The sequence below is a fragment of the Yoonia sp. genome (assembly GCF_046292185.1).
Classification (GTDB): Bacteria; Pseudomonadota; Alphaproteobacteria; order Rhodobacterales; family Rhodobacteraceae; genus Yoonia.
This window is the reverse complement of sequence record NZ_JBKBQY010000023.1, coordinates 1-21,428: the sequence shown is the minus strand read 5'-3', so window position 1 is coordinate 21,428 and position 21,428 is coordinate 1. Positions and strand designations below refer to the sequence as shown.

The following is a 21,428-nucleotide window of genomic DNA, read 5'->3' as shown; positions in this document are numbered from 1 at the left end:
CCGTGATCAGCCCAATACATCGCGCCAGGAATGTTGCGGGTTGAAACCGACCAGCCGCTTGGCCTTGTCATTGGTATACATGGTTTCATTCTCCGCCATATCGCCACGCACCTCTACCCCTTGATAAAAGCGGTCAATCACCTCTTGCGCGGTGATCCCGACGCTGAGGTCGTCGTTGGAGACGTTGAAAATCTGATAGCCCAGCCCGTCGGTTTTCAGGCAGCAATCTACCATATGTCCCAGATCGCGCGCGTCGATATAGGCGAAAATGTTCCGCCGGCGCAGCGCGGCATCTTTCATGAACGCCGGGAACATCTGTTCATATTCATGTGGTTCTATGACGTTGTTGATCCGCAAGCCATAAATGTCAGTCCCGCTGCGGGCCTGAAATGACTTTGCCGTCATCTCGTTACACACCTTCGACATGGCATAGCTGTCATGCGGCACGGTCGGATGTTCCTCATCCAGCGGCACATAGAGCGGCTTGACCTCACCCTGCGCGAAACACACGCCATAGGTGGTTTCGGAACTGGCAAAGATCACCTTGGGCACGCCAAGCTTTACCGCTGCCTCGATCACATTATAGGTGGACATCGTGTTGATGCGGAAACATTCACCATCGGTGCCGATCATGACACGTGGCACGGCCGCGAAATGCACCACGGCATCGAAACGCGGCACGCCATTGGCACCCTCCAGTTCGTGAAAGTCAATGAATTGCGACATCGCGCCGATGACCTGACCGGAATCGGTCAGATCGACCAGTAGTTCCGACACATCCAGCCCCGATGGGACCATGTCGATATTGACGACCGTGTGACCCTGCGCCTGCAGATGCCGGATCGCATGTTTGCCTGCCTTGCCGCTGCCGCCAGTGAAGAAAATACGCATAACCACCTCCGGAATTGAAACGTTTGCGCAGAGCTTTTCACGCCGCAAGGGTCAGTGCAACCGTGCAGCATGTGGTCAGGCCTTTCATGCGGCAATCTGCTCTGCCATAAAGGCGCAAATATTCAAGAAAAGAGCAGCCCATGGCCGACGACCTTTTGTCCGCAAGCGGACCCGATGATTACAACGCCAGCAGCATCGAAGTGCTGGAAGGGCTGGAACCCGTCCGCAAGCGCCCCGGCATGTATATCGGCGGCACCGATGAACGGGCCTTGCACCATCTGGTCGCCGAGGTGCTGGACAATTCCATGGACGAGGCTGTCGCAGGCCATGCCAACCGGATCGAGGTGGAATTGCACGCGGATTATTCCGTCACCGTGCGCGACAACGGGCGCGGTATCCCTGTCGATCCGCATCCGAAATTCCCCGATAAATCCGCGTTGGAGGTGATCCTTTGCACCCTGCACGCCGGTGGTAAATTCTCGGGCAAGGCCTATCAGACCTCGGGCGGGTTGCACGGGGTCGGTGCCTCGGTTGTCAACGCCCTGTCGGATTCCATGGTAGTGCAGGTCGCGCGCAACAAGGAATTGTTCGAACAGCGCTTTTCGCGCGGCCTGCCCTTGGGGCCGATCCAGAAACTGGGGCCGACACAAAACCGGCGCGGCACCACCGTGACTTTCCACGCGGATGAACAGATTTTCGGTAATCAGAAATTCAAACCGGCGCGGCTTTATAAATCGATCCAATCCAAGGCCTATCTGTTTTCAGGCGTCGAAATCCGCTGGAAATCCGAAATCAGCGATGGCGAAACCCCGCAGGACGCGACGTTCCATTTCCCCGGCGGTCTGTCCGATTACCTCAAAGAAACGCTTGGCAAGGCCGCGACCTATTCGGAAAAACCCTTTGCAGGCACCGTCGAATTTGCAGATAAATTCAACGAACCCGGCAAGGTAGAATGGGCCATCAACTGGACGCCCGTGCGCGACGGTTTCCTGCAATCCTATTGCAACACGGTCCCCACCCCCGAAGGTGGCACCCATGTCGCCGGGTTCTGGGCTGCGATCCTCAAGGGCATCAAAGGTTACGGCGAACTGGCGGGCAACAAGAAAGCCGCCCAGATCACGCGTGAAGATCTGATGTCCGGCGGCTGTGCTTTGGTCAGTTGCTTCATCCGCGATCCGGCCTTCGTGGGCCAGACCAAGGACCGGCTGTCGTCTGAAATCGCCGCGCGCATGACCGAAGGCGCGGTGCGCGACCATTTCGACAACTGGCTGGCGGCGGATACCAAATCCGCGGGTGCGATCCTTGATTTTCTGGTGCTGCGCGCCGAAGAACGTCTGAAACGGCGGCAGGAAAAGGAAACCGCCCGCAAATCCGCGACCAAGAAACTGCGCCTGCCGGGCAAGCTGACCGATTGCACGTCCAAGGACCGCAGAGGCACTGAATTGTTCATCGTCGAGGGCGATTCTGCCGGTGGGTCCGGAAAGGGCGCGCGCAACCGGGTTAATCAGGCGCTGCTCCCGCTCAAGGGGAAAATCCTGAACGTGCTGGGTGCCGCGTCGAACAAGCTGACGACCAATCAGGAAATCAACGATCTGTGCGAGGCTTTGGGCGTTGGTATGGGCACCAAATTCAACGTCGAAGACCTGCGTTACGACAAGATCATCATCATGACCGACGCCGATGTCGACGGCGCGCATATTGCCAGCCTGCTGATGACCTTCTTCTTCACACAGATGCGGCCCCTGATCGACCACGGGCATCTGTATCTGGCCTGTCCGCCTTTGTACCGGCTGACCCAAGGCGCGCGCCGTGTCTATGTGGCCGATGACGTCGAGAAGGAAAAGTGGATGGCCAAAGGCCTGGGCGGCAAGGGCAAGATCGACCTGCAACGCTTCAAAGGACTGGGCGAGATGGACGCCAAGGACCTGAAAGAAACGACGATGGACCCCGCGACCCGCAAACTGATCCGCGTGACCGTGCATGACGATGTACCCGGCGACACCGCCGATCTGGTGGAACGGCTGATGGGCAAAAAGCCGGAGCTGCGGTTTCAGTATATTCAGGAAAACGCCCGGTTCGTGGCAGAGCTGGATGTGTAGGGCGCGCGTTCACGCGCACCCGACGTCACCTCACCGGCCGTAGCGCTTGGTTCGTCCCGTCACCGCAACACCAGATTCCCCAGCGCCGCCCGGATCACTGACCGTGTGTCATCGCTGTCGCCCGAGACCGCCAGCCCGATCAGCGCGCCCGGCGCGCCGCCAAAGGCCCGCGCATAATCTGCGGCCAGATCGACGTTTTCATCGAACGCCCCGGTCCCTGCCTGCCGCAGGGCAATCGTCACCCCCTGCCCCGGCGGGCCATAGGGCGATGGTATCACCTGCCCCGTCGCATGATTGCCGCCCCAGGCATATTGGATGATCCGCACATCCGCATTGCCCAGCAGGCTGCGGATTCCCGCACCTTCCAGACCGGGGGCCAGCGTTTCCGGCACGAAAACAAAATAGAGCGAGATATTGCGGTCATCGCCGCCCTTCACGCTCAGATCCGTCGGCGGCACGGATTGATCCACCCGCCAGGACCAGGACGCCCCGCGCGACCCCCAGTTTTCGCGCGCCAGGCGGGTCCAGGCGATGGATACCGAACCTTCCGACACCAGCGTCAGGGTTTCACCGAAACCATATGCGTTGGAACTGAACAGCGACAGGCGCTGCTCCTGCCAGCCGGTTTCAAAACTGACGGGGCCGGCCTGCGCTGAAACAGCACCGGCCACGACGAAGGCAAGGGAAAGCATGATGCGCATGATAGGTCCTTTGTGAACAAGCCTAGGACAGTCACGGATCAGGGGCACGCATCAGTGCAGACGATCACGGCAATGTCAGCGTTGCAGGCTTTCGACGTAATCGGTCAGCGCCAGCAGCATCATCGGCACCGGCGTGCCAAGGCCGTTGGTTTCCACGATTACCGTATCGCCCATATCGCCTGCGCCGAATTCCGGCATCGCCCCCGACAGATGACCACCCGCCTGATAGCCGTCAATCGTGCTCATCACCCGGTCGCGCGGGAATGTGCCGCCATTGCGCGCGCTGATCTGCGTCAGATCGGGTGGCGACACCCCCAGCCCACGCGCCATGGGTCCGTCCCCGGTCCCGTCCGCGCCATGACAAGAGGCGCAATTTTCCAGAAAGGCACTGCGCCCGTCCATCGGTTCTTCGTCAACGCAGGCGGCCAGCGCCAGCATTGCGATCAGGATATATTTCTGCATCGTTTTCTCCCTCAATCCGGAGACCCTATCAGACTCGGTCAGGCGCTACCATGATCGAGGTCAAAGGGGGATCAGCGCACCTGTGTCCAGCCGGACCTGCCGGTCCATGCGCGCGGCCAGTTCCAGATTATGCGTGGCGATCACCGCCGCCAGCCCGGTGTCGCGGACCAGCCCGATCAATGTCTCGAACACCCGGTTCGACGTTTCGGGGTCCAGGTTGCCGGTGGGTTCATCCGCCAGCAACAGGGCGGGTTCATTCGCCAGCGCCCGGCAAAAGGCAACGCGCTGCTGTTCACCGCCCGACAGGGCCGCGGGCCGGTGCGCCGCGCGTTCGGCGATCCCGACACGGTCAAGCAAGGCCATCGCGCGGTCCTGCGCGGCCTTTTCGCCAACCCCATTGGCAAGCTGCGGCAGCACGATGTTTTCAAGCGCCGTGAATTCGGGCAGCAGGTGGTGAAACTGATAGATGAACCCCACCTGCCCCCGCCGCACCGCGGTGCGTTTGCGGTCCGATAAATGGGTCATATCCGTCCCGGCGATGGTGACGGTCCCGGTGTCCGGCGTGTCCAACAGCCCCGCAATATGCAAAAGTGTGGATTTCCCCGCGCCGGAAGGGGCCACCAGCGCCACGATCTCGCCCGGTTTCACAGTCAGATCCACGCCTTGCAACACGCGCACCTCATTGGGTTTGCCCGCGTTATAGGTCTTGCGCAGATCATGCAGCGTCAGGACTGGATCATTCATAGCGCAACGCCTCGACCGGGTTCATCCGCGCGGCGCGGCGGGCGGGAAAGATCGTGATGACCCATGACAGGCCCAGCGACAGCGACACGGCCTTCAGCACATCAGCCAGGTGCAATTGCGCAGGCACGTTATACAGGCCACGGATCGACGGGTCCCAGACCCCGCCGCCCGCAACGTAATTCACGAGGCTGAAGATCTGGTCGACATAGATCGCGAACAGACAGCCCAGCACGACGCCGAAAATCGTGCCAATCGTCCCGATCCCCGCCCCGCAGATAAAGAATATCCGCAGAATCGACCCTTCGGTCAGACCCATGGTGCGCAGGATACCGACATCACGGCCCTTGTTTTTCACCAGCATGATCAACCCGCTGATGATGTTCATCGATGCCACCAGAACCAGAATCGACAGGATGATGAACATCACATTGTCTTCAATCGTCAGCGCGCGCAGGAAACGTCCCACCCTGTCCTGCCAGCTATAGGCCCAGACGCCCGGCCCTGCGGCAGTGGCGATATCCTGTTTCAGCGCCTCTGACTGGTTGATGTCATGCAGCCTGACATCCATCTCATCCGCCACCCCGTCGCGGTTAAAGACGGTTTGCGCGACATCGAAGGGCAGATAGGCGCGCACCTCATCAATCTGGTAACGTCCGGTGGAAAATATGAACACGACCTCATAGGCGTTGCGCCGCGTCGATTGCCCCATCGGTGTCGCGGCTCCCGATCTGGTGGTGATCTCGATCCGGTCGCCCAGACCGATGCCAAGATTTGCCGCCAGGGCCGACCCCAGCGCGATACCATTGGGCAAATCGTCGATATCGCCGATAGTGCGTTCGCTTTGCACAATCGCCTGCGACGCCCTGAGATCGTCAAGGTGGATGCCATAGATATCGGCAAGCCCGATCTGCCCGGCGGCCCCCGCCATCGCCTGCCCGCGAATCAGCGGCGCGACGCTGGCCACACCCGGCACCTGCATGATCCGGTCGGCCATATCGGGGTAATCTTCGATCACGGACTGGTGCTGCACCACGGTGACATGGGCATCAGCGCCGACAATCGTGTCGATGAATTCCGCACGAAAGCCCGACCGCACGGCAAGCGTGGCAATCAGGGCAAAGACGGCAAGGGTGACGCCGATCAGGCTGATCCAGGTCATCACGCTGACGCCGCCTTCGGCGCGTTTGGCGCGGATATAGCGCCAGGCGATGATCCATTCGAATTTGGCAAAGGGACGCGTTGTATTCATGGCGGCCTACATAACGACAGGGGCGGCACTGCACCAGCGCCCATGCACCCGGATCAGCGTTTTACCCCCGACAAGCGGGGAATATGCGATGGCGTTTCCACCACAAGCCGGGGCCGCGCAATGGGTGGTTCGCTTTTCACGGGCGCGGGTTCCGCCTTTAGATTGGGCGCTGCGCGTTTTGCGGGCTTGCGGCTAGGGGGGCGCGCGCGACGCAAAGGTGCCGTCATCAACGCCAGCACCACGGCAAGCAAGGCCCAACCTGCGGCAAATCCCGCCCCTGCGGAAATCGCGCCCGCGCCGGTCAGCGGCATACCGGGCCGGAAATCGGCCCAGACCGCGCGCGCCAGATCGGTATCCGCCACGCGCTGCGGCATCATCAGCCGCGCCACGGGTGACGCATTGCGCAAGGCATCCAGATCATCGGACAATTGCGCATGGCGCAGGATCGTGCGCCGCCACATCGCCGCCTGCCCGTCCATCGGCGGCGTCGCGGCCATTTGCTGCAACATTTCTTCGCGCCCGTAACCGGCATCTAACGCCACGGCGTCAAATTCCACCAACTGATCGGCCAGCGCATCGACGTAACCGCCAAGGCGCTGCAGGTATTGCTGCGAGAATTCGGGAAACTGCGACAGGCCCGCAGCCCCGCACAGACCCGCGATAAGGCACAAGACCCGGATCATCGCACAGATGCCGTGAAATGGAATGTCATCGCCTGCCCCGGTCCGTTGTTATTGGCGCAATCCTAGCAGAAATTCCGCGCTGCCGCATCATTTCCGCGCGATCAGCCTATCACGCGATCCCCTGATAAATCGTTGCGATCTTCGCCACAGCATCGGCAGGCGGCAATTCTTCGCTTTCCCCCGTGCGCCGGCTGGTCAGTTCGACCACGCCGTTCTTCAACCCGCGCGGCCCGACGGTGATGCGCCAAGGCAGGCCGATCATGTCCATCGTGCCGAATTTCGTGCCCGCCCGTTCGTCGCGGTCGTCGTAAAGCGGCTCCAGCCCCAAGGCGGTCAGGCTGTCGTAAAGCGACTGACAGGCGGCGTCGGCCTCTGCATCGCCTTGTTTCAGGTTCACGATCCCGCAATGGAAAGGTGTGACACCTTCGGGCCAGATGATGCCCTTGTCGTCATGGCTCGCCTCAATGATCGCGCCCAGCAGGCGCGACACGCCGATGCCGTGGCTGCCCATATGGACGGGCACCTTACCACCCTTGCCGTCATCGACCATCGCGCCCATCGCTTCGGAATATTTTGTGCCGAAATAGAAGATCTGGCCGACTTCGATGCCGCGCGCGGTGCGGCGGCGTTCCTCGGGGATGTCGTTGAACAAGGCCTCGTCATGGGTTTCGTCGGTACGGGCGTAACGGCTGGTGAATTCGTCTAAAACAGCAGCACAGGCGGCGTGATCATCATAGTCGATTTGGCGGTCACCGAATTTCAGATCTGTGATCTGGCTGTCATAGAACACCTCTGATTCGCCGGTTTCGGCCAGCACCAGGAATTCGTGGGTATCGTCGCCGCCGATGGGGCCGCTGTCAGCGCGCATCGGGATCGCTTGCAGGCCCATGCGTTCATAGGTGCGCAGATAGCTGACCAGATGGCGGTTATAGGCGTGCAGCGCGTCTTCTTTGGTCAGGTCGAAGTTATAGCCGTCCTTCATATAGAATTCCCGGCCCCGCATGACGCCGAAACGCGGGCGGACTTCGTCGCGGAATTTCCACTGGATCTGATAAAGCGTCAGCGGCAGGTCCTTGTAGCTGGTGACATGGGCGCGGAAGATGTCCGTGACCAGTTCCTCGGCCGTGGGGGTGAACAGCATCTCACGACCGCCACGGTCCTTAATGCGCAGCATTTCTTCGCCATAGGCATCGTAACGGCCGGATTCGCGCCATAGATCGGCAGACTGGATCGTCGGCATCTGGATCGCGATATGGCCCGCGCGTTCCTGTTCCTGATGCACGATGTTTTCGATCTTGCGCAGGACTTTAAAACCCAAGGGCAGCCAGGAATAGATTCCGGCACTGGCCTGTTTGATCATGCCCGCCTGCAACATATAGCGGTGCGATACGATCTGCGCCTCGCGCGGGGTTTCTTTCAGGACGGGCAGGAAATAACGGCTCAAGCGCATGGGGATAACCTTTGTGGCAGGCGGAAATTGGCTCCTCGGTGTAATCCGCCAGCCATGCCCCCGCAAGCATTGTGATCAAAGCCCTTGGAAAATGCGTGCGACCCTTGCAAGCATGGTCCAAAAGCCGCATCAGAGCGTGAACACACGAGGAGTATCCGATGGCCCTGCCCGTCAAGGATCAGATCATCTATTGGGGGATCGCCACGGCGGTGGTCATGGTCATTCTTTGGGCGGTGGGCAATGTGATCATGCCCTTCGTGCTGGGTGCCGCGATTGCCTATCTGCTGGACCCGATTGCCGACCGGCTGCAGCGGCTGGGCCTGTCCAGGGTGCTGGCGGTGGCGTTGATCACATTGTTCACGGCGCTGATCTTTATCATGCTGATCCTGCTGGTGATCCCGACACTGATCAAACAAACAGCCGCGCTGATCGACACGGCCCCCGCGTTGTTTGAGCAATTGCAGGGCTGGCTGACATCGCGGTTTCCCGATCTGATCGAACCCGACAGCATGATCCGCCAGCAATTGGGGGCGATTGGCGAGACCATTCAGGCGCGTGGCGGCGAATTACTCAGCGGTCTGCTCAATTCCGCGCGCGGGCTGGTGTCGGTGGTCATCCTGCTGGTGATCGTGCCGGTGGTGACGGTCTATCTGTTGCTGGACTGGGACAAGATGATTGCCAGGATCGACGGGCTGCTCCCGCGTGATCATGCCGAGACCTTGCGGCAGCTGGCGCGCGACATTGACCATACCTTGTCGTCATTCCTTCGGGGGCAAGGCACGGTCTGCCTGATCCTTGGCACCTTCTATGCGGTGGCGCTAATGCTGGCGGGGCTGAATTTCGGGCTGATCGTGGGCTTCATCGCCGGGGTGATCACCTTTATCCCCTATGTCGGCGCGCTGGTGGGCGGGGTTCTGGCCATCGGTCTGGCCCTGTTCCAGTTCTGGGGCGGCGCGGTTGACGGCGACACGGTCAGCCAGGGCACCAACTGGCTGCGCATCGGGATCGTTGCGGGTATTTTCGTCGTCGGGCAGTTTCTGGAAGGCAACATCCTGACCCCGAAACTTGTCGGTGGCTCGGTCGGGCTGCACCCGGTCTGGCTGTTGTTCGCGCTGTCGGTCTTCGGGTCGCTGTTCGGCTTTGTCGGCATGCTGGTCGCGGTGCCGGTGGCCGCCGTGATCGGCGTCGTCGCGCGCTATGGCATCGCGCGCTACCGCGAGAGCCTGTTGTTCCGGGGGCAATCGACAGATCTATGATGGCACGTCAGCTCAGCTTTGACTGGCCCAATGGGGTGGCGCTGGGGCCGGATGATTTCTTCGTCTCGACCGCCAATGCGACGGCCTTTGGCATGGTGACTGACCCGGACCGCTGGCCTTTGCGCAAGCTGGTGATCGCGGGGCCTGCGGGGTGCGGCAAAAGCCATCTGGCGCGGATTTTTGCCGCCGCCCAGCCGACGCAGATCATCGCCGCCAGTGATCTGACGCCGGATTTCGTACCCACAACCCCGGCGCTGGTGGTCGAGGATATGGATAATCTGCCCGCCGATGCGCAGGAATCGATGTTCCATCTGCATAACCATCTGCAGAACAACGCGGGGTTGCTGTTGATGACCGCACGCCAGACGCCCGCGCGCTGGCCGATCAGCCTGCCCGATCTGGCCAGCCGGATGCAGGGCAGCGCCGTGGTGCAGGTCGCTGATCCCGATGATGCCTTGCTGCAGGCGGTGATGATGAAATTGTTTGCGGACCGCCAAATCCTGCCACCCGCGGGGCTGACCGCCTATCTGGCACCACGGATCGAACGGTCCTTCGCCGCCGCTGCCGATATCGTCGCGCGACTGGACGAGGCCGCGTTGGCCACCGGCCACAAGATCAACCTGCGGCTGGCCGCGCGCCTGCTGGACAACCCGGATTGATCCCCGCATCATCGTCATAAAATCGCAACATTGGCGAGACACAAGGCAGCATGACAAATTCGAATTTTCTGACTGCGGACTTCCCCCCCGCCACCGCGCTGGACCTTGACCTGTCGGGGCCGGGGCGTTTCATGAATCGCGAGCTTAGCTGGGTCGGTTTCAACTGGCGCGTGCTGGAAGAGGCGGAAAATCCCCGTGTGCCGCTGTTGGAACGGCTGCGTTTTTTGTCGATTTCCGCCGCCAATCTGGACGAATTTTTTACCGTCCGCGTCGCGGGGCTGCGCGAATTGGCGATTGCGGGCAATACCACACCGGGGATGGACGGGCTGACGCCTGCCGAACAACTGGTCCAGATCGACGCACAGGCCCGCGCGCTGATGGATCATCAGCAGGTCGTGTTCACCGCGCTGGAAAAGGAAATGAAGGACAATGGCATCGCGATCCTGTCGCGCGATGACGTGACGGATGCGGATACCGATTTCCTTGCTGAATTTTTCCTTGATCAGGTGTTCCCGGTCCTGTCACCGCTGGCGATCGACCCGGCGCACCCTTTCCCATTTATCCCCAACGAAGGGTTCGCGCTGGCGCTGCAACTGGAACGCAGCGCCGACAAACGCAGCCTGCGCGCGCTTTTGCCGGTCCCCGCACAGATCGCGCGTTTTGTGGCCCTGCCCTCCGATCAGGGGCAGCGGTTCCTGCCGCTGGAGGAATTGCTGCTGTTGCATATTCCGCGCCTGTTTCCGGGTTATCGCGTCAAGGGTAATTGCGCCTTCAAGGTGCTGCGCGACAGCGATCTGGAACTGGAAGAAGAAGCCGAAGATCTGGTGCGCGAATTTGAAACGGCCCTGAAACGCCGGCGTCGGGGCGAGGTTGTCCGGCTAAAAATTTCCGCCAATGCGCCGGAAGCTTTGCAAAAGCTCATCATGTCCGAACTGCATGTGACCAACGACGCCACGGTCGAGGTGCGCGGCATGATCGGGATTTCCGATCTCAAGGAACTGGTGCTGGACAGCCGGGCCGATCTGCTCTGGCCGCCGTTCACCCCGCGGGTGCCGGAACGGGTGCAGGATCATCAAGGCGATATGTTCGCCGCGATCCGGCAAAAAGACATGCTGCTGCACCACCCTTATGAAACCTTCGATATGGTCGTCCGCTTTCTTAATCAGGCGGCCCATGACCCCGATGTCGTGGCGATCAAACAGACGCTGTACCGCACGTCGCAGAAATCCCCGATTGTCACCGCCCTTTGCGAAGCGGCAGAGAACGGCAAATCCGTCACCGCGCTTGTCGAACTCAAGGCCCGCTTTGACGAAGCCGCCAATATCCGCCAGTCGCGCCGACTGGAACGGGCGGGTGCGCATGTTGTCTATGGTTTCATGCAATATAAAACCCATGCCAAGATCAGCACCGTGGTCCGGCGCGAAGGCGACAGGCTGGTCACCTATACCCATTTCGGCACCGGCAATTACCACCCGATCACCGCGCGCATTTATACCGACCTGAGCTTTTTCACCTGCGATCAGGACCTTGGGCGCGACGCGACCAAAGTGTTCAACTATATCTCTGGATATGCGCAGCCCGAGGGGTTGAAGAAACTCGCGATTTCGCCCCTGGCGCTGAAACAGACGCTGATCGGTTGCATCGCGCAAGAGGCCGAAAATGTCCGCGCCGGCAAACCGGGTGCTATCTGGGCCAAGATGAATTCGCTGGTCGAACCTGATGTGATCGACGCACTTTATGCAGCGTCGCAGGCGGGGGTAAAGATCAGCCTTGTGATCCGTGGCATCTGCGGGCTGCGCCCCGGTGTGGCGGGCCTGTCGGACAATATCCGCGTCAAATCCATCGTGGGCCGGTTTCTGGAACATTCCCGGATCGTCTGTTTCGGGAATGGCGCTGATCTGCCGTCGAAAAAAGCCAAGGTCTATATCTCTTCCGCCGACTGGATGGGGCGCAACCTGAACCGGCGTGTCGAAACGCTGGTCGATATCCAGAACCCGACGGTCAAGGCGCAGATCGTCAGCCAGATCATGGCGGCCAATATGGCGGACGTGGCGCAAAGCTGGGTCATGTCACCGGACGGCAGTTTCAGCCGTGGGTCGGTGCCAGAGGGGGAATTCGCCTTCAACTGCCACCGCTTTTTCATGGAAAATCCATCGCTGTCCGGGCGCGGGTCGGCCGGGGCATCGGACGTTCCGCAATTGACCCACACCGATGATTGATTGATACCTGTGGCGAAACAGCGGCGGGAATTTCATGACACAACAACCTGACCCCGACACGATCGATTGGGGCCCGTTTGGTCGTCCATTGTTTGAAGACCCCGCCGCGCAGGCATTGGCGCGGGTCGGCGTGGTGGATGTGGGGTCAAACTCTGTCCGGATGGTGGTGTTTGATGGGGCGGCACGGTCGCCCGCCTATTTCTACAATGAAAAGATCATGTGCGCGCTTGGCGCGGGCCTGTCCCAGACCGGCAAGCTGAACCCCGAAGGGCGCAAACGTGCGCTGTCCGCGATCCGCCGTTTTGCCGCCCTCGCCGAAGGGATGGGGATCATGCCCCTGACGGCTGTCGCCACTGCCGCCGTGCGTGACGCCAGCGATGGCGATGATTTCCGCCAAGAGGTGCTGCGCGAAACCGGCGTGAAACTGTGGGTCATCGACGGCAAGGAAGAGGCGCGCCTGTCCGCCCAAGGCGTCCTGCTGGGCTGGCCCGGCAGTTACGGTCTGGTCTGCGATATCGGCGGGTCGTCGATGGAACTGGCCGATCTGGCGGATGGCAAGGTCGGGCAGCGGCTGACATCTGCCCTGGGGCCGCTGAAATTGCGCGAGATCAAGGGCGGCAAAAAGGCGGTCAAAGCCTATGTGCGCGCCACGATGCAGGAATTGCATCAGGAAATGAACCATGAAACCGGCAAGCGCCTGTTTCTGGTCGGTGGGTCCTGGCGCGCCATTGCCCGGATCGACATGGAACGGCGCGGTTATCCGCTGACTGTTTTGCACGAATACCGGATGGCGGCACAACAGATCAGCAAGACGGCGGAATATATCCGCAAATCCGACCTGACGGAATTGCGGGGCCGCTGTCATATCTCGGACAGCAGGATGACTCTGGTGCCGCTTGCGTCCATCGTGCTGAAGGAACTGATGCGCACCTTCAAGCCCAAGGATGTGACCGTCTCATCCTATGGTATCCGCGAAGGGATGCTGTATGAACAGATGCCGCAGGCCTTGCGCGAACGCGACCCGCTGATAGAAGCCTGCCGTTTCGCCGAAAACAAGGACGCCCGTCTGCCGGGTTTCGGCCGCATCCTGTATGATTTCGTCAAGCCGCTGTTTCCCCGCGCCAATTGGCAGCGCAAGCGGATCATCAAGGCCGCCTGCCTGCTGCATGACGTCAGCTGGCGCGCGCATCCCGATTACCGCGCCGAGGTGACATTCGACAATGCCACCCGCGCCAATCTGGGCGGGTTGAAACATTATGAACGGGTCTTGCTGGGACTGGCGCTGATGAACCGCTATACCAGCAAGATCACCAACAGCAGGTTTGATCCGCTGTTCGCGATGCTCAACCCCGACCAGATCAAAGAGGCCGAGATTCTGGGCAAGGCGATGCGCCTTGGCGCGATGCTTTGGCTGACGGCGGATGAACAACCCGGCACCCTAAAATGGAGCCGCAAGGCAAGCCAGTTGACGCTGCACCTGACCGAACACGCCCGCCCCCTGTTCGGCGAGGTCGCAGAAGCGCGGTTCAACGCCCTGTGCACCGCGCTGAACGCGACGGGCACGGTCAAGTTCACCGGTTGACGCACAAACAGCGGGCGCATCGGATCGCTGCCCAATATGCAGGCAACTGTCTGAAACCCCATCGTAACGGGGTTTGAAATCTTGCCCTCAGTTCCGTTTCCGCCATCAATTTCAGGACGTGCGGTTTCAATCAAAGGGACAGGATGCTGGATCGCCAACTGCAAAGCACCGATACGCTGCAACTGGATGTCGCCACGGCCGCAGCCAAGGGCGACCGGGATTATCAGCATGACACGGTGATTTCCGGCTTTGCCATGGGGCAATCCAGCGGGTTTGTCGTCATCGCAGGCGGACGCGGCGAGAATGATTCAGGCGGCATCGCCAGCGCGATCACGGCGGCGGAATTCTTTTGCCAGATCAGAATGAACGACAGCGCGCTTGATGTCGGTCTGGCCAAGCCCGGAACGATCCTGCGCGCAGCGGCGGCGGCAGCCAATCGCCGGCTGGCCGATGAACGCGAACGCAGCGATGAACTGACTGGCATGGGGTCCACCGTCTTGGCCCCGGTCATCCGGCATAACCGGCTGTCCTGGCTGTCGGTCGGCAATGCGCCGATGTTCCTGTTCCGCCATGGCAGTCTGCGGCAGTTGAACAAGGATCATTCCATGGCCACTCAGATCGATCTGATGGTCAAGGGCGGGTCCATGCTGCCCGAGGTCGGCCGCGACCATCCAGAACGCGATGTCCTGACATCTTTGCTGAACGGCGGCGAAATCGCCGCGATTGACTGCCCGCAAGCCCCCCTTGCGCTGTGGCCCGATGATATCATCATCCTGGGAACTGACGGGCTGAAACGGCTGGACGGTAGCGCAATCCTTGCCATTCTGGCCGAAGCGCCGGACGCTGGCAGCGACGTGATCGCGCGCGCCTTGCTGGATGCGCTGAACAATGACGATCAGGGCAATGTCGCCCTTGCCGTTATCCGGCTGACCTTGCCCCGGACAGACCCCGCCCCGATCGAGGCGGATGATCTGCCGGTACTGGCCAGCGCCGAACCGGACCCGCCGGAACCAGACCCGGAACGGCAGGCCTATTGGTATCGCGGCCAGAAATATTACAAGGATTAGAGTTCGATTTCGCCTTCGTCAGCCTCGGGTCCGAGGTCGTCGGGGACCCAGATCGGCGCATCGGGCTTGCGGCGCAGGATGATGTCACCATTGGGCAGAAATTCCGGCAACTGGTAATGCCGGACGTCATCGACGCGGTTCAGGAACGCCGCCAGACCCGGACCCATTTCACGCAAAAATTCCCCGACCACCGGACCCGATTCTTCTATTGTGCCGCGCAGCCCGTCAATCGCCGGGGTCATTTCGGCCATCAGCCCCCGCATGATCATGCGCGCGCCTTCTTCCATCAGGCTAAAGCCCTGCTCGGTCTCGGCGTCCTGCGCCTGCAACGGATTGGCAAGGGCGACTGTCAGGACCAGAATGGGGATCAGCTTTTTCATGGTCCGATTATAACCCTTCCGCGCCTGATTTTCAATTCGCAGGCGGGCACCAATGCGAAATGATCCGCCTCAGCTGTGCTGCGCCCTGATGTCTTCCCAAGCGCGGTTGATCGCGACCATGCGGCGTTCGGCAAGTTTCACCGCCTCGGGCGGCACGCCCCGCGCGATCATCTGGTCGGGATGGGTTTCACGCACCAGCCGCGACCACGACGCGCGGACCTGATCCATCGGCGCATCGGCATCGACTCCCAGCACGGCATAGGGGTCACGTTCCGCGTCGGGGACGAATTGCGCGCGCACATTTTTGAACCCGCGCTCATCAAGACCAAAGATGTCCGCCACTTCCTGCAGGAACGCATCTTCATTGCTGTGATAAGAACCATCCGCCAATGCAATGTGAAACAGGCCTTCCAACAGATCGGTCAGCGGCCCCGTGTCGTCGCCGAACATCGCCTTGATTCGGCGGGCATAGATGTCAAACCCCGCCACATCCTGACGGGCCAGATCAAAGACGCGTGCGGCACTGTCTTCGTCTTCCGGTGCGATGATGAAAACCTCGCGAAACGCACGCACCTCTTGCCGGGTGACCAGCCCGTCAGCCTTGGCCATCTTGGCGCCAAGGGCAATCACGGCAATGGTAAAAGCCACGCTGCGGTCAGGCTGGGCACGCAGCCGGTCGAAGATGGCCAGCAGCCCTTCGCCTTTTGCAAGCGCGGCCAGCGCCTCGCCAATGCGGGTCCAGATCGACATTGTCTTCTTTCATATCTGCGGTGTCGCCGTTCAAACTTGAACCCGACAAGCGGCCAAGTTGCAACCTTACACTGCATGCCCGCGGCAAGATCAATGCAGCCGATAGCCAGATGATCAGCCCTCAGCGTCAGACCACCCTGATGGTCGCCGTCATGATGGCAATGTATATGAAATGCCGTCTATACGACGGGCACTGCTGCTGCCTGTGTCAGCGTCTGGCAATGATATAGATCGCATGCACGATCCCGGGGATATAGCCAAGGATCGTCAGCAAGATATTGATCCAGAAATGCTTGCCCAGACCCTCCTGCAGGAAAACGCCCAAAGGGGGCAACAGGATGGCAAAGATGATGCGGATGAGATCCATGTGATACGTACTCCGGTACTCGTCATTCCGACTATGAACGCCGTTCGTCGGCAGTCGGTTCCCACAAATCGTGCTGTTGTGTCGGCAATGATCGGTGCCGCCCGGATCAACCCGACCGGGCGGCGCGGATCAGGGCCAGAATGTCCTGCGCTGCCTTGGGAATATTGGTGCCGGGACCAAAGATCGCCTTGACGCCGCTGTCATACAGAAATTTGTAATCCTGCTGCGGGATCACGCCGCCGCAGATCACAATGATATCACCGGCACCGGCCTCCTGCAGCGCATGCACCAGTTTCGGGGCCAGCGTTTTATGGCCCGCCGCCTGCGAAGAGATCCCGATGACATGCACATCATTGTCTATAGCATCCTGCGCCGCCTCGGCGGGTGTCTGGAACAAGGGCCCCACATCGACGTCAAAGCCGATATCGGCAAAGGCAGTGGCGATCACCTTGGCCCCACGATCATGCCCGTCCTGCCCCATCTTGACGACCAGCATCCGGGGGCGGCGGCCTTCTTCCTCGGCAAAAGCCTCGACGCTGGCCTGAATGGCCGCGAACCCTTCGTCGCCTTCGTAAGCTGCACCATACACCCCGGCGAGGGTTTTGACCTCGGCCCGGTGCCGTCCAAATACTTTTTCCATCGCCATGCTGATTTCCCCCACAGTGGCACGGGCACGCGCCGCGATCACGGCAGCCTCTAACAGATTGCCGCCGTCTTGTGCGCGGCGGCTGAGTTCGGCCAAAGCCGCATCGCAGGCATCCTGATCGCGCGCGGCCTTCGTCCGTTCGATTCGCGCGATCTGAGACAGGCGCACGGCCTCATTGTCGATATCAAGGATATCAATCGGGTCCTCATTATCCTTGCGGTATTTGTTGACGCCGACAATCACCTCGATCCCCCGGTCGATCCCGGCCTGCCGCTTCGCGGCGGTTTCCTCGATCCGCAGTTTCGGCATGCCAGAGGCGACAGCCTTGGTCATGCCGCCCATTTCTTCGACCTCCTGGATCAATTCCCAGGCTTTTTCGGCCAGTTCATGTGTCAGGCTTTCGACATAATAGGACCCGGCCAAAGGATCGACGACTTTCGTCACGCCGGTTTCTTCTTGCAAAATCAACTGGGTGTTGCGTGCAATGCGTGCAGAAAATTCGGTGGGCAAGGCTATCGCCTCGTCCAGCGCATTGGTGTGCAGGGATTGCGTGCCGCCCAGTACCGCCGACATCGCCTCGTACGCCGTGCGGATCACGTTGTTATAGGGGTCCTGTTCGGCAAGGCTGACACCAGAGGTCTGGCAATGGGTGCGCAGCATGGATGATTTGGGGTCCTTGGGGTCGAATTCCGCCATGATCCGCGACCACAGCAGGCGCGCAGCGCGCAGTTTTGCGGCTTCCATAAAGAAATTCATGCCGATGGCGAAAAAGAAACTTAGCCGTCCGGCAAACTGATCCACATCCATGCCGCGCGCGATCGCGGTGCGGACATATTCGCGCCCGTCGGCCAACGTATAGGCCAGCTCCTGCACCAGATTGGCACCCGCTTCCTGCATGTGATAGCCGCTGATGCTGATCGAATTGAATTTCGGCATCTCTTTGGTGGTGTATTCGATAATATCCGCGATGATCCGCATGGATGGTTCGGGCGGATAGACATAGGTGTTCCGCACCATGAATTCCTTGAGGATATCATTCTGGATCGTGCCGGACAGGACATTGCGCGGATGGCCCTGTTCCTCGCCCGCGACGATGAAATTCGCGAGGATCGGGATCACCGCGCCATTCATCGTCATCGACACGCTGACCTTGTCGAGCGGGATACCATCAAACAGGATTTTCATATCCTCGACGGAATCGATGGCGACACCCGCCTTGCCCACGTCCCCTTCGACGCGAGGGTGGTCGCTGTCATAGCCCCGATGCGTCGCCAGATCGAAAGCGACTGACACACCCTGCTGCCCCGCCGCCAGCGCCTTGCGGTAGAAATCGTTCGATGCCTCTGCCGTTGAAAAGCCCGCATATTGCCGGATGGTCCAGGGGCGGCCTGCATACATCGTGGCCTTCACACCGCGCGTATAGGGGGCCTGTCCGGGGATACCGCCCAGATGCGGCAGGTCCGTGATATCGTCAGCGGTGTAAAGCGGCTGGACCGCGATCCCCTCCAACGTGTTCCATGTCAGCGCGTCCAGCGGCTTGCCACGCAGTTCTTTCGCGGCCAGATCTTCCCATGTTTTCTTGTCGGTCATCGGATGCTCCTGCATGATGCGTGACATTCGGTCGCGAAATTGTTGTTGCTCTTGTGGCTTTGGGTCTTAGCTTTGGCGTGAAGCGAGGCTATATCTAAGAACATGAAAACTTTATTCCCCATCGCGCTGATCGCGCTTTTTGCCACCACAGCCCTGGCGGCGGAAGAAGAAACCATCATGGACCGCTGGGAAGCGGACCGCACGCAGGTGTTCGATGCCACAGAAGTCGAACTACCAGATCTGCAATGGATCGCGCGGCCTGTCGTGGTTTTTGCCGACACGCCCAACGACCCCCGGTTCCGCCAGCAGATGGAGGCGCTGCTGGCCAATATCGATGAACTGGCAGAACGTGATGTAATCCTGATCACCGATACCGACCCCGCCGCGCGCACATCGGTGCGGAGCACCCTGCGTCCGCGGGGATACGCGCTGACCGTGGTGGACAAAGATGGCCGGGTTCTGCAGCGCAAGCCTGAACTCTGGAGCATCCGTGAACTGACCCGGTCCATCGACCGCACGCCGCTGCGCCAGCAGGAAATCCAGGACCGGCGCGGCGAGAATATTCGCGGACAGGTCATTCAAACTCCATGATCACATCGTCAACGGCAAGGCTGTCACCGGCACTTGCGTTGATTTTGCTGACCACGCCCTTGCGGTCTGCGCGCAGGATATTTTCCATCTTCATCGCCTCGACGGTACACAGCGCCTGCCCTTCCTGCACGGTGTCGCCCACCGCCACATCGACCTTGACGATCAGGCCGGGCATCGGACAGAGCAGCACCTTGGACGTATCGGGCGGCAGCTTTTCCGGCATCAGTCCCGCCAATTCCGCCTGACGCGGGCTGCGCACATGGACCTTGAGATCGGCACCCCGATGCCGGATGCGGAAACCGCCCGATATCTTGCCGACCTTGAGGACAAGAGGTTCACCATCGACGGTCAACCGCGCGAGCGGCGCGCCGGGCCGCCAACCGCTTTCGACACGCATGCTCCGGTCGCCGACCCGCACATCCGCGCCTGATTTATCCGCGGTGATGGTGACCTGATGCGCTGCCCCTTGCAGGGTGACGACCCAGTCTTCGCCCACCCGGCGTGTGTGGTTGTCCATCCGGCCCGATATCCGCGCGCGCCGGATTTCACCGACCCGGTGCATCGCCGCAGCCGCCGCCGCGATGCGGATGCAGATGTCATCCGGCAGGATCGTGCCGTTGAACCCGTCGGGGAATTCTTCCTCGATGAAGGCCGTCGTCATCGTGCCGCTGGTGAATTTGTCATGGTCGTAAACCGCAGCCAGAAACGGCAGGTTATGCCCGATCCCTTCCACTTCGAACCCGTCCAGCGCCAGCCGCATTTCGGCAATGGCGCTGGCCCGGTCCGGCCCCCAAGTACACAGCTTGGCGATCATCGGGTCATAGAACATGCTGATCTCGCCACCCTCGCACACGCCGGTATCATTGCGCACCACGCGGGTAGGGGTTGCCTCTTCCACAGGCGGGCGATAGCGGGTCAACCGCCCGATCGAGGGCAGGAAGCCGCGATAGGGGTCTTCGGCATAAAGCCGGCTTTCCATCGCCCAGCCGTTGATCTTCAGATCACTTTGCTGAAAAGGTAACTTTTCGCCCGCCGCGACCCGGATCATCTGTTCGACCAGATCGATGCCGGTGATCAGTTCGGTCACAGGATGTTCCACCTGCAACCGCGTGTTCATTTCCAGAAAATAGAAATTGCGGTCCCCATCGACGATGAATTCGACCGTGCCTGCACTGGTGTAACCCACGGCCTGCGCGAGTGCGACGGATTGTTCGCCCATCGCCTTGCGGGTCGCTTCGTCCAGAAACGGGCTTGGTGCCTCTTCGATCACCTTTTGATTGCGGCGCTGGATCGAACATTCGCGTTCATGCAGATAGACGGCATTGCCGTGCTGGTCCGCCAATACCTGAATTTCGATATGGCGCGGCTGGGTCACGAATTTTTCGATGAAAATCCGGTCATCGCCAAAGCTGCTGGCGGCTTCGTTCTTGGACGACTGAAACCCTTCGCGGGCTTCCTGATCGTTCCAGGCGATCCGCATTCCCTTGCCGCCGCCACCGGCACTGGCCTTGATCATCACCGGATAGCCGACCTGATTGCTGATCTTCACCGCATCTTCGGCATCTCCGATCAGACCCATGTAACCCGGCACGGTGGACACATTCGCCTCTTGTGCCAGCTTTTTCGAGGTGATCTTGTCTCCCATCGCCTCAATCGCCCCCTTGGGCGGGCCGATAAAGGCGACGCCTGCCGCCTCCAGCGCTTCGGCGAATTTGGCGTTCTCGGACAGGAAGCCATAGCCGGGATGCACCGCCTCTGCCCCTGTCGCCTTGATCGCATCCATCACCTTGTCGATCACGATGTAGGATTGGTTGGCGGGGGAAGGGCCTATATGCACCGCTTCATCCGCCATTTTGACGTGCAGGGCATGGCGGTCGGCATCGGAATAGATCGCGACCGTCTTGATCCCCATCTTGCGGGCGGTCTTGATCACGCGGCAGGCGATTTCGCCCCGGTTGGCGATCAGAATTTTCTTGAACATCACTTGTTCCCCCCAGAACGCAAAAACGCCGCCGGGGCGAAACCCCGACGGCGGTGATACT

19 protein-coding genes are annotated in these 21,428 nt (G+C 60.5%); 7 read left to right on the top strand and 12 right to left on the bottom strand.

Annotated elements, in window-relative coordinates; all coding sequences use genetic code 11:
• Nucleotides 1–6 precede the first annotated feature (6 nt).
• Complete coding sequence (locus tag ACK4TM_RS06290; RefSeq protein WP_409698391.1) at nt 7–891, bottom strand: NAD-dependent epimerase/dehydratase family protein; 885 nt, start codon at nt 889–891, stop codon at nt 7–9.
• Between the two features lie 140 nt (nt 892–1,031).
• On the opposite strand from ACK4TM_RS06290, the gene parE reads away from it, so the two are divergent.
• Complete coding sequence (parE, locus tag ACK4TM_RS06285) at nt 1,032–2,990, top strand: DNA topoisomerase IV subunit B (protein ID WP_409698388.1); 1,959 nt, start codon at nt 1,032–1,034, stop codon at nt 2,988–2,990.
• 59 nt (nt 2,991–3,049) lie between these two features.
• Here the strand turns inward: parE and ACK4TM_RS06280 are convergent, their stop codons facing one another.
• The 6 genes from ACK4TM_RS06280 to proS all read right to left on the bottom strand — a co-directional run bounded on the left by ACK4TM_RS06280 (nt 3,050) and on the right by proS (nt 8,279).
• On the bottom strand, nt 3,050–3,691 hold the full coding sequence (locus tag ACK4TM_RS06280) for a DUF3047 domain-containing protein (protein ID WP_409698385.1): 642 nt from the start codon (nt 3,689–3,691) through the stop codon (nt 3,050–3,052).
• A 75-nt stretch (nt 3,692–3,766) separates the two neighbouring features.
• Nucleotides 3,767–4,153 carry a c-type cytochrome gene (locus tag ACK4TM_RS06275; protein WP_409698382.1) on the bottom strand — a complete coding sequence of 129 codons (387 nt, stop codon included), beginning with the start codon at nt 4,151–4,153 and terminating at the stop codon, nt 3,767–3,769.
• Nucleotides 4,154–4,213: 60 nt separating this feature from the next.
• Nucleotides 4,214–4,897: an ABC transporter ATP-binding protein gene (locus ACK4TM_RS06270; protein WP_409698379.1), complete on the bottom strand. Its 684-nt coding sequence runs from the start codon at nt 4,895–4,897 to the stop codon at nt 4,214–4,216.
• Nucleotides 4,890–6,146: an ABC transporter permease gene (locus tag ACK4TM_RS06265; RefSeq protein ID WP_409698376.1), complete on the bottom strand. Its 1,257-nt coding sequence runs from the start codon at nt 6,144–6,146 to the stop codon at nt 4,890–4,892. The genes ACK4TM_RS06270 and ACK4TM_RS06265 overlap by 8 nt, the downstream gene beginning before the upstream one ends.
• Nucleotides 6,147–6,199: 53 nt before the next feature.
• Nucleotides 6,200–6,829 carry a DUF2937 family protein gene (locus ACK4TM_RS06260; RefSeq protein WP_409698373.1) on the bottom strand — a complete coding sequence of 210 codons (630 nt, stop codon included), beginning with the start codon at nt 6,827–6,829 and terminating at the stop codon, nt 6,200–6,202.
• Between the two features lie 109 nt (nt 6,830–6,938).
• Nucleotides 6,939–8,279 carry a proline--tRNA ligase gene (proS, locus tag ACK4TM_RS06255; protein WP_409698371.1) on the bottom strand — a complete coding sequence of 447 codons (1,341 nt, stop codon included), beginning with the start codon at nt 8,277–8,279 and terminating at the stop codon, nt 6,939–6,941.
• Between the two features lie 158 nt (nt 8,280–8,437).
• On the opposite strand from proS, the gene ACK4TM_RS06250 reads away from it, so the two are divergent.
• The 5 genes from ACK4TM_RS06250 to ACK4TM_RS06230 all read left to right on the top strand — a co-directional run bounded on the left by ACK4TM_RS06250 (nt 8,438) and on the right by ACK4TM_RS06230 (nt 15,062).
• Nucleotides 8,438–9,535, top strand: a complete 1,098-nt coding sequence (locus tag ACK4TM_RS06250; protein WP_409698369.1) for an AI-2E family transporter — start codon at nt 8,438–8,440, stop codon at nt 9,533–9,535.
• On the top strand, nt 9,532–10,194 hold the full coding sequence (locus ACK4TM_RS06245) for a chromosomal replication initiator DnaA (RefSeq protein WP_409698366.1): 663 nt from the start codon (nt 9,532–9,534) through the stop codon (nt 10,192–10,194). The genes ACK4TM_RS06250 and ACK4TM_RS06245 overlap by 4 nt, the downstream gene beginning before the upstream one ends.
• A gap of 50 nt (nt 10,195–10,244) precedes the next feature.
• Entirely contained in the window at nt 10,245–12,413 is a 2,169-nt protein-coding gene (locus ACK4TM_RS06240) for an RNA degradosome polyphosphate kinase (RefSeq protein WP_409698363.1), read from the top strand.
• A gap of 34 nt (nt 12,414–12,447) precedes the next feature.
• The gene (locus ACK4TM_RS06235; RefSeq protein WP_409698360.1) at nt 12,448–13,995 is read left to right on the top strand and encodes a Ppx/GppA family phosphatase; all 1,548 of its coding nucleotides are present in this window, start codon (nt 12,448–12,450) and stop codon (nt 13,993–13,995) included.
• 143 nt (nt 13,996–14,138) lie between these two features.
• Nucleotides 14,139–15,062, top strand: a complete 924-nt coding sequence (locus ACK4TM_RS06230; protein ID WP_409698357.1) for a PP2C family protein-serine/threonine phosphatase — start codon at nt 14,139–14,141, stop codon at nt 15,060–15,062.
• Here the strand turns inward: ACK4TM_RS06230 and ACK4TM_RS06225 are convergent.
• From ACK4TM_RS06225 to scpA, 4 genes are all read right to left on the bottom strand, one after another.
• Nucleotides 15,059–15,442: an AAA+ family ATPase gene (locus tag ACK4TM_RS06225; protein ID WP_409698354.1), complete on the bottom strand. Its 384-nt coding sequence runs from the start codon at nt 15,440–15,442 to the stop codon at nt 15,059–15,061. The genes ACK4TM_RS06230 and ACK4TM_RS06225 overlap by 4 nt on opposite strands.
• A gap of 69 nt (nt 15,443–15,511) precedes the next feature.
• Nucleotides 15,512–16,192 (bottom strand): TerB family tellurite resistance protein, encoded by a 681-nt coding sequence (locus ACK4TM_RS06220; RefSeq protein ID WP_409698351.1) that lies wholly within the window; start codon nt 16,190–16,192, stop codon nt 15,512–15,514.
• Between the two features lie 208 nt (nt 16,193–16,400).
• Complete coding sequence (locus ACK4TM_RS06215) at nt 16,401–16,559, bottom strand: YqaE/Pmp3 family membrane protein (RefSeq protein ID WP_409698348.1); 159 nt, start codon at nt 16,557–16,559, stop codon at nt 16,401–16,403.
• Nucleotides 16,560–16,665: 106 nt separating this feature from the next.
• Nucleotides 16,666–18,795, bottom strand: a complete 2,130-nt coding sequence (gene scpA, locus ACK4TM_RS06210) for a methylmalonyl-CoA mutase (protein ID WP_409698345.1) — start codon at nt 18,793–18,795, stop codon at nt 16,666–16,668.
• 102 nt (nt 18,796–18,897) lie between these two features.
• On the opposite strand from scpA, the gene ACK4TM_RS06205 reads away from it, so the two are divergent.
• Nucleotides 18,898–19,386: a DUF4174 domain-containing protein gene (locus ACK4TM_RS06205; protein ID WP_409698342.1), complete on the top strand. Its 489-nt coding sequence runs from the start codon at nt 18,898–18,900 to the stop codon at nt 19,384–19,386.
• Here the strand turns inward: ACK4TM_RS06205 and ACK4TM_RS06200 are convergent.
• Nucleotides 19,370–21,367, bottom strand: a complete 1,998-nt coding sequence (locus ACK4TM_RS06200; RefSeq protein ID WP_409698469.1) for an acetyl-CoA carboxylase biotin carboxylase subunit — start codon at nt 21,365–21,367, stop codon at nt 19,370–19,372. The two genes, ACK4TM_RS06205 and ACK4TM_RS06200, sit on opposite strands and share 17 nt — an antisense overlap.
• Between the last annotated feature and the right edge of the window lie 61 nt (nt 21,368–21,428).

Coding starts and splice junctions, on each gene's coding strand:
- ACK4TM_RS06250 (WP_409698369.1), top strand. CDS start 8,438: ATGGCCCTGCCCGTCAAGGATCAGATCATCTATTGGGGGATCGCCACG.
- ACK4TM_RS06225 (WP_409698354.1), bottom strand. CDS start 15,442: ATGAAAAAGCTGATCCCCATTCTGGTCCTGACAGTCGCCCTTGCCAAT.
- ACK4TM_RS06230 (WP_409698357.1), top strand. CDS start 14,139: ATGCTGGATCGCCAACTGCAAAGCACCGATACGCTGCAACTGGATGTC.
- ACK4TM_RS06290 (WP_409698391.1), bottom strand. CDS start 891: ATGCGTATTTTCTTCACTGGCGGCAGCGGCAAGGCAGGCAAACATGCG.
- ACK4TM_RS06200 (WP_409698469.1), bottom strand. CDS start 21,367: ATGTTCAAGAAAATTCTGATCGCCAACCGGGGCGAAATCGCCTGCCGC.
- ACK4TM_RS06205 (WP_409698342.1), top strand. CDS start 18,898: ATGAAAACTTTATTCCCCATCGCGCTGATCGCGCTTTTTGCCACCACA.
- scpA (WP_409698345.1), bottom strand. CDS start 18,795: ATGACCGACAAGAAAACATGGGAAGATCTGGCCGCGAAAGAACTGCGT.
- ACK4TM_RS06235 (WP_409698360.1), top strand. CDS start 12,448: ATGACACAACAACCTGACCCCGACACGATCGATTGGGGCCCGTTTGGT.
- ACK4TM_RS06265 (WP_409698376.1), bottom strand. CDS start 6,146: ATGAATACAACGCGTCCCTTTGCCAAATTCGAATGGATCATCGCCTGG.
- ACK4TM_RS06270 (WP_409698379.1), bottom strand. CDS start 4,897: ATGAATGATCCAGTCCTGACGCTGCATGATCTGCGCAAGACCTATAAC.
- ACK4TM_RS06280 (WP_409698385.1), bottom strand. CDS start 3,691: ATGCGCATCATGCTTTCCCTTGCCTTCGTCGTGGCCGGTGCTGTTTCA.
- ACK4TM_RS06260 (WP_409698373.1), bottom strand. CDS start 6,829: ATGATCCGGGTCTTGTGCCTTATCGCGGGTCTGTGCGGGGCTGCGGGC.
- ACK4TM_RS06275 (WP_409698382.1), bottom strand. CDS start 4,153: ATGCAGAAATATATCCTGATCGCAATGCTGGCGCTGGCCGCCTGCGTT.
- ACK4TM_RS06220 (WP_409698351.1), bottom strand. CDS start 16,192: ATGTCGATCTGGACCCGCATTGGCGAGGCGCTGGCCGCGCTTGCAAAA.
- proS (WP_409698371.1), bottom strand. CDS start 8,279: ATGCGCTTGAGCCGTTATTTCCTGCCCGTCCTGAAAGAAACCCCGCGC.
- parE (WP_409698388.1), top strand. CDS start 1,032: ATGGCCGACGACCTTTTGTCCGCAAGCGGACCCGATGATTACAACGCC.
- ACK4TM_RS06215 (WP_409698348.1), bottom strand. CDS start 16,559: ATGGATCTCATCCGCATCATCTTTGCCATCCTGTTGCCCCCTTTGGGC.
- ACK4TM_RS06245 (WP_409698366.1), top strand. CDS start 9,532: ATGATGGCACGTCAGCTCAGCTTTGACTGGCCCAATGGGGTGGCGCTG.
- ACK4TM_RS06240 (WP_409698363.1), top strand. CDS start 10,245: ATGACAAATTCGAATTTTCTGACTGCGGACTTCCCCCCCGCCACCGCG.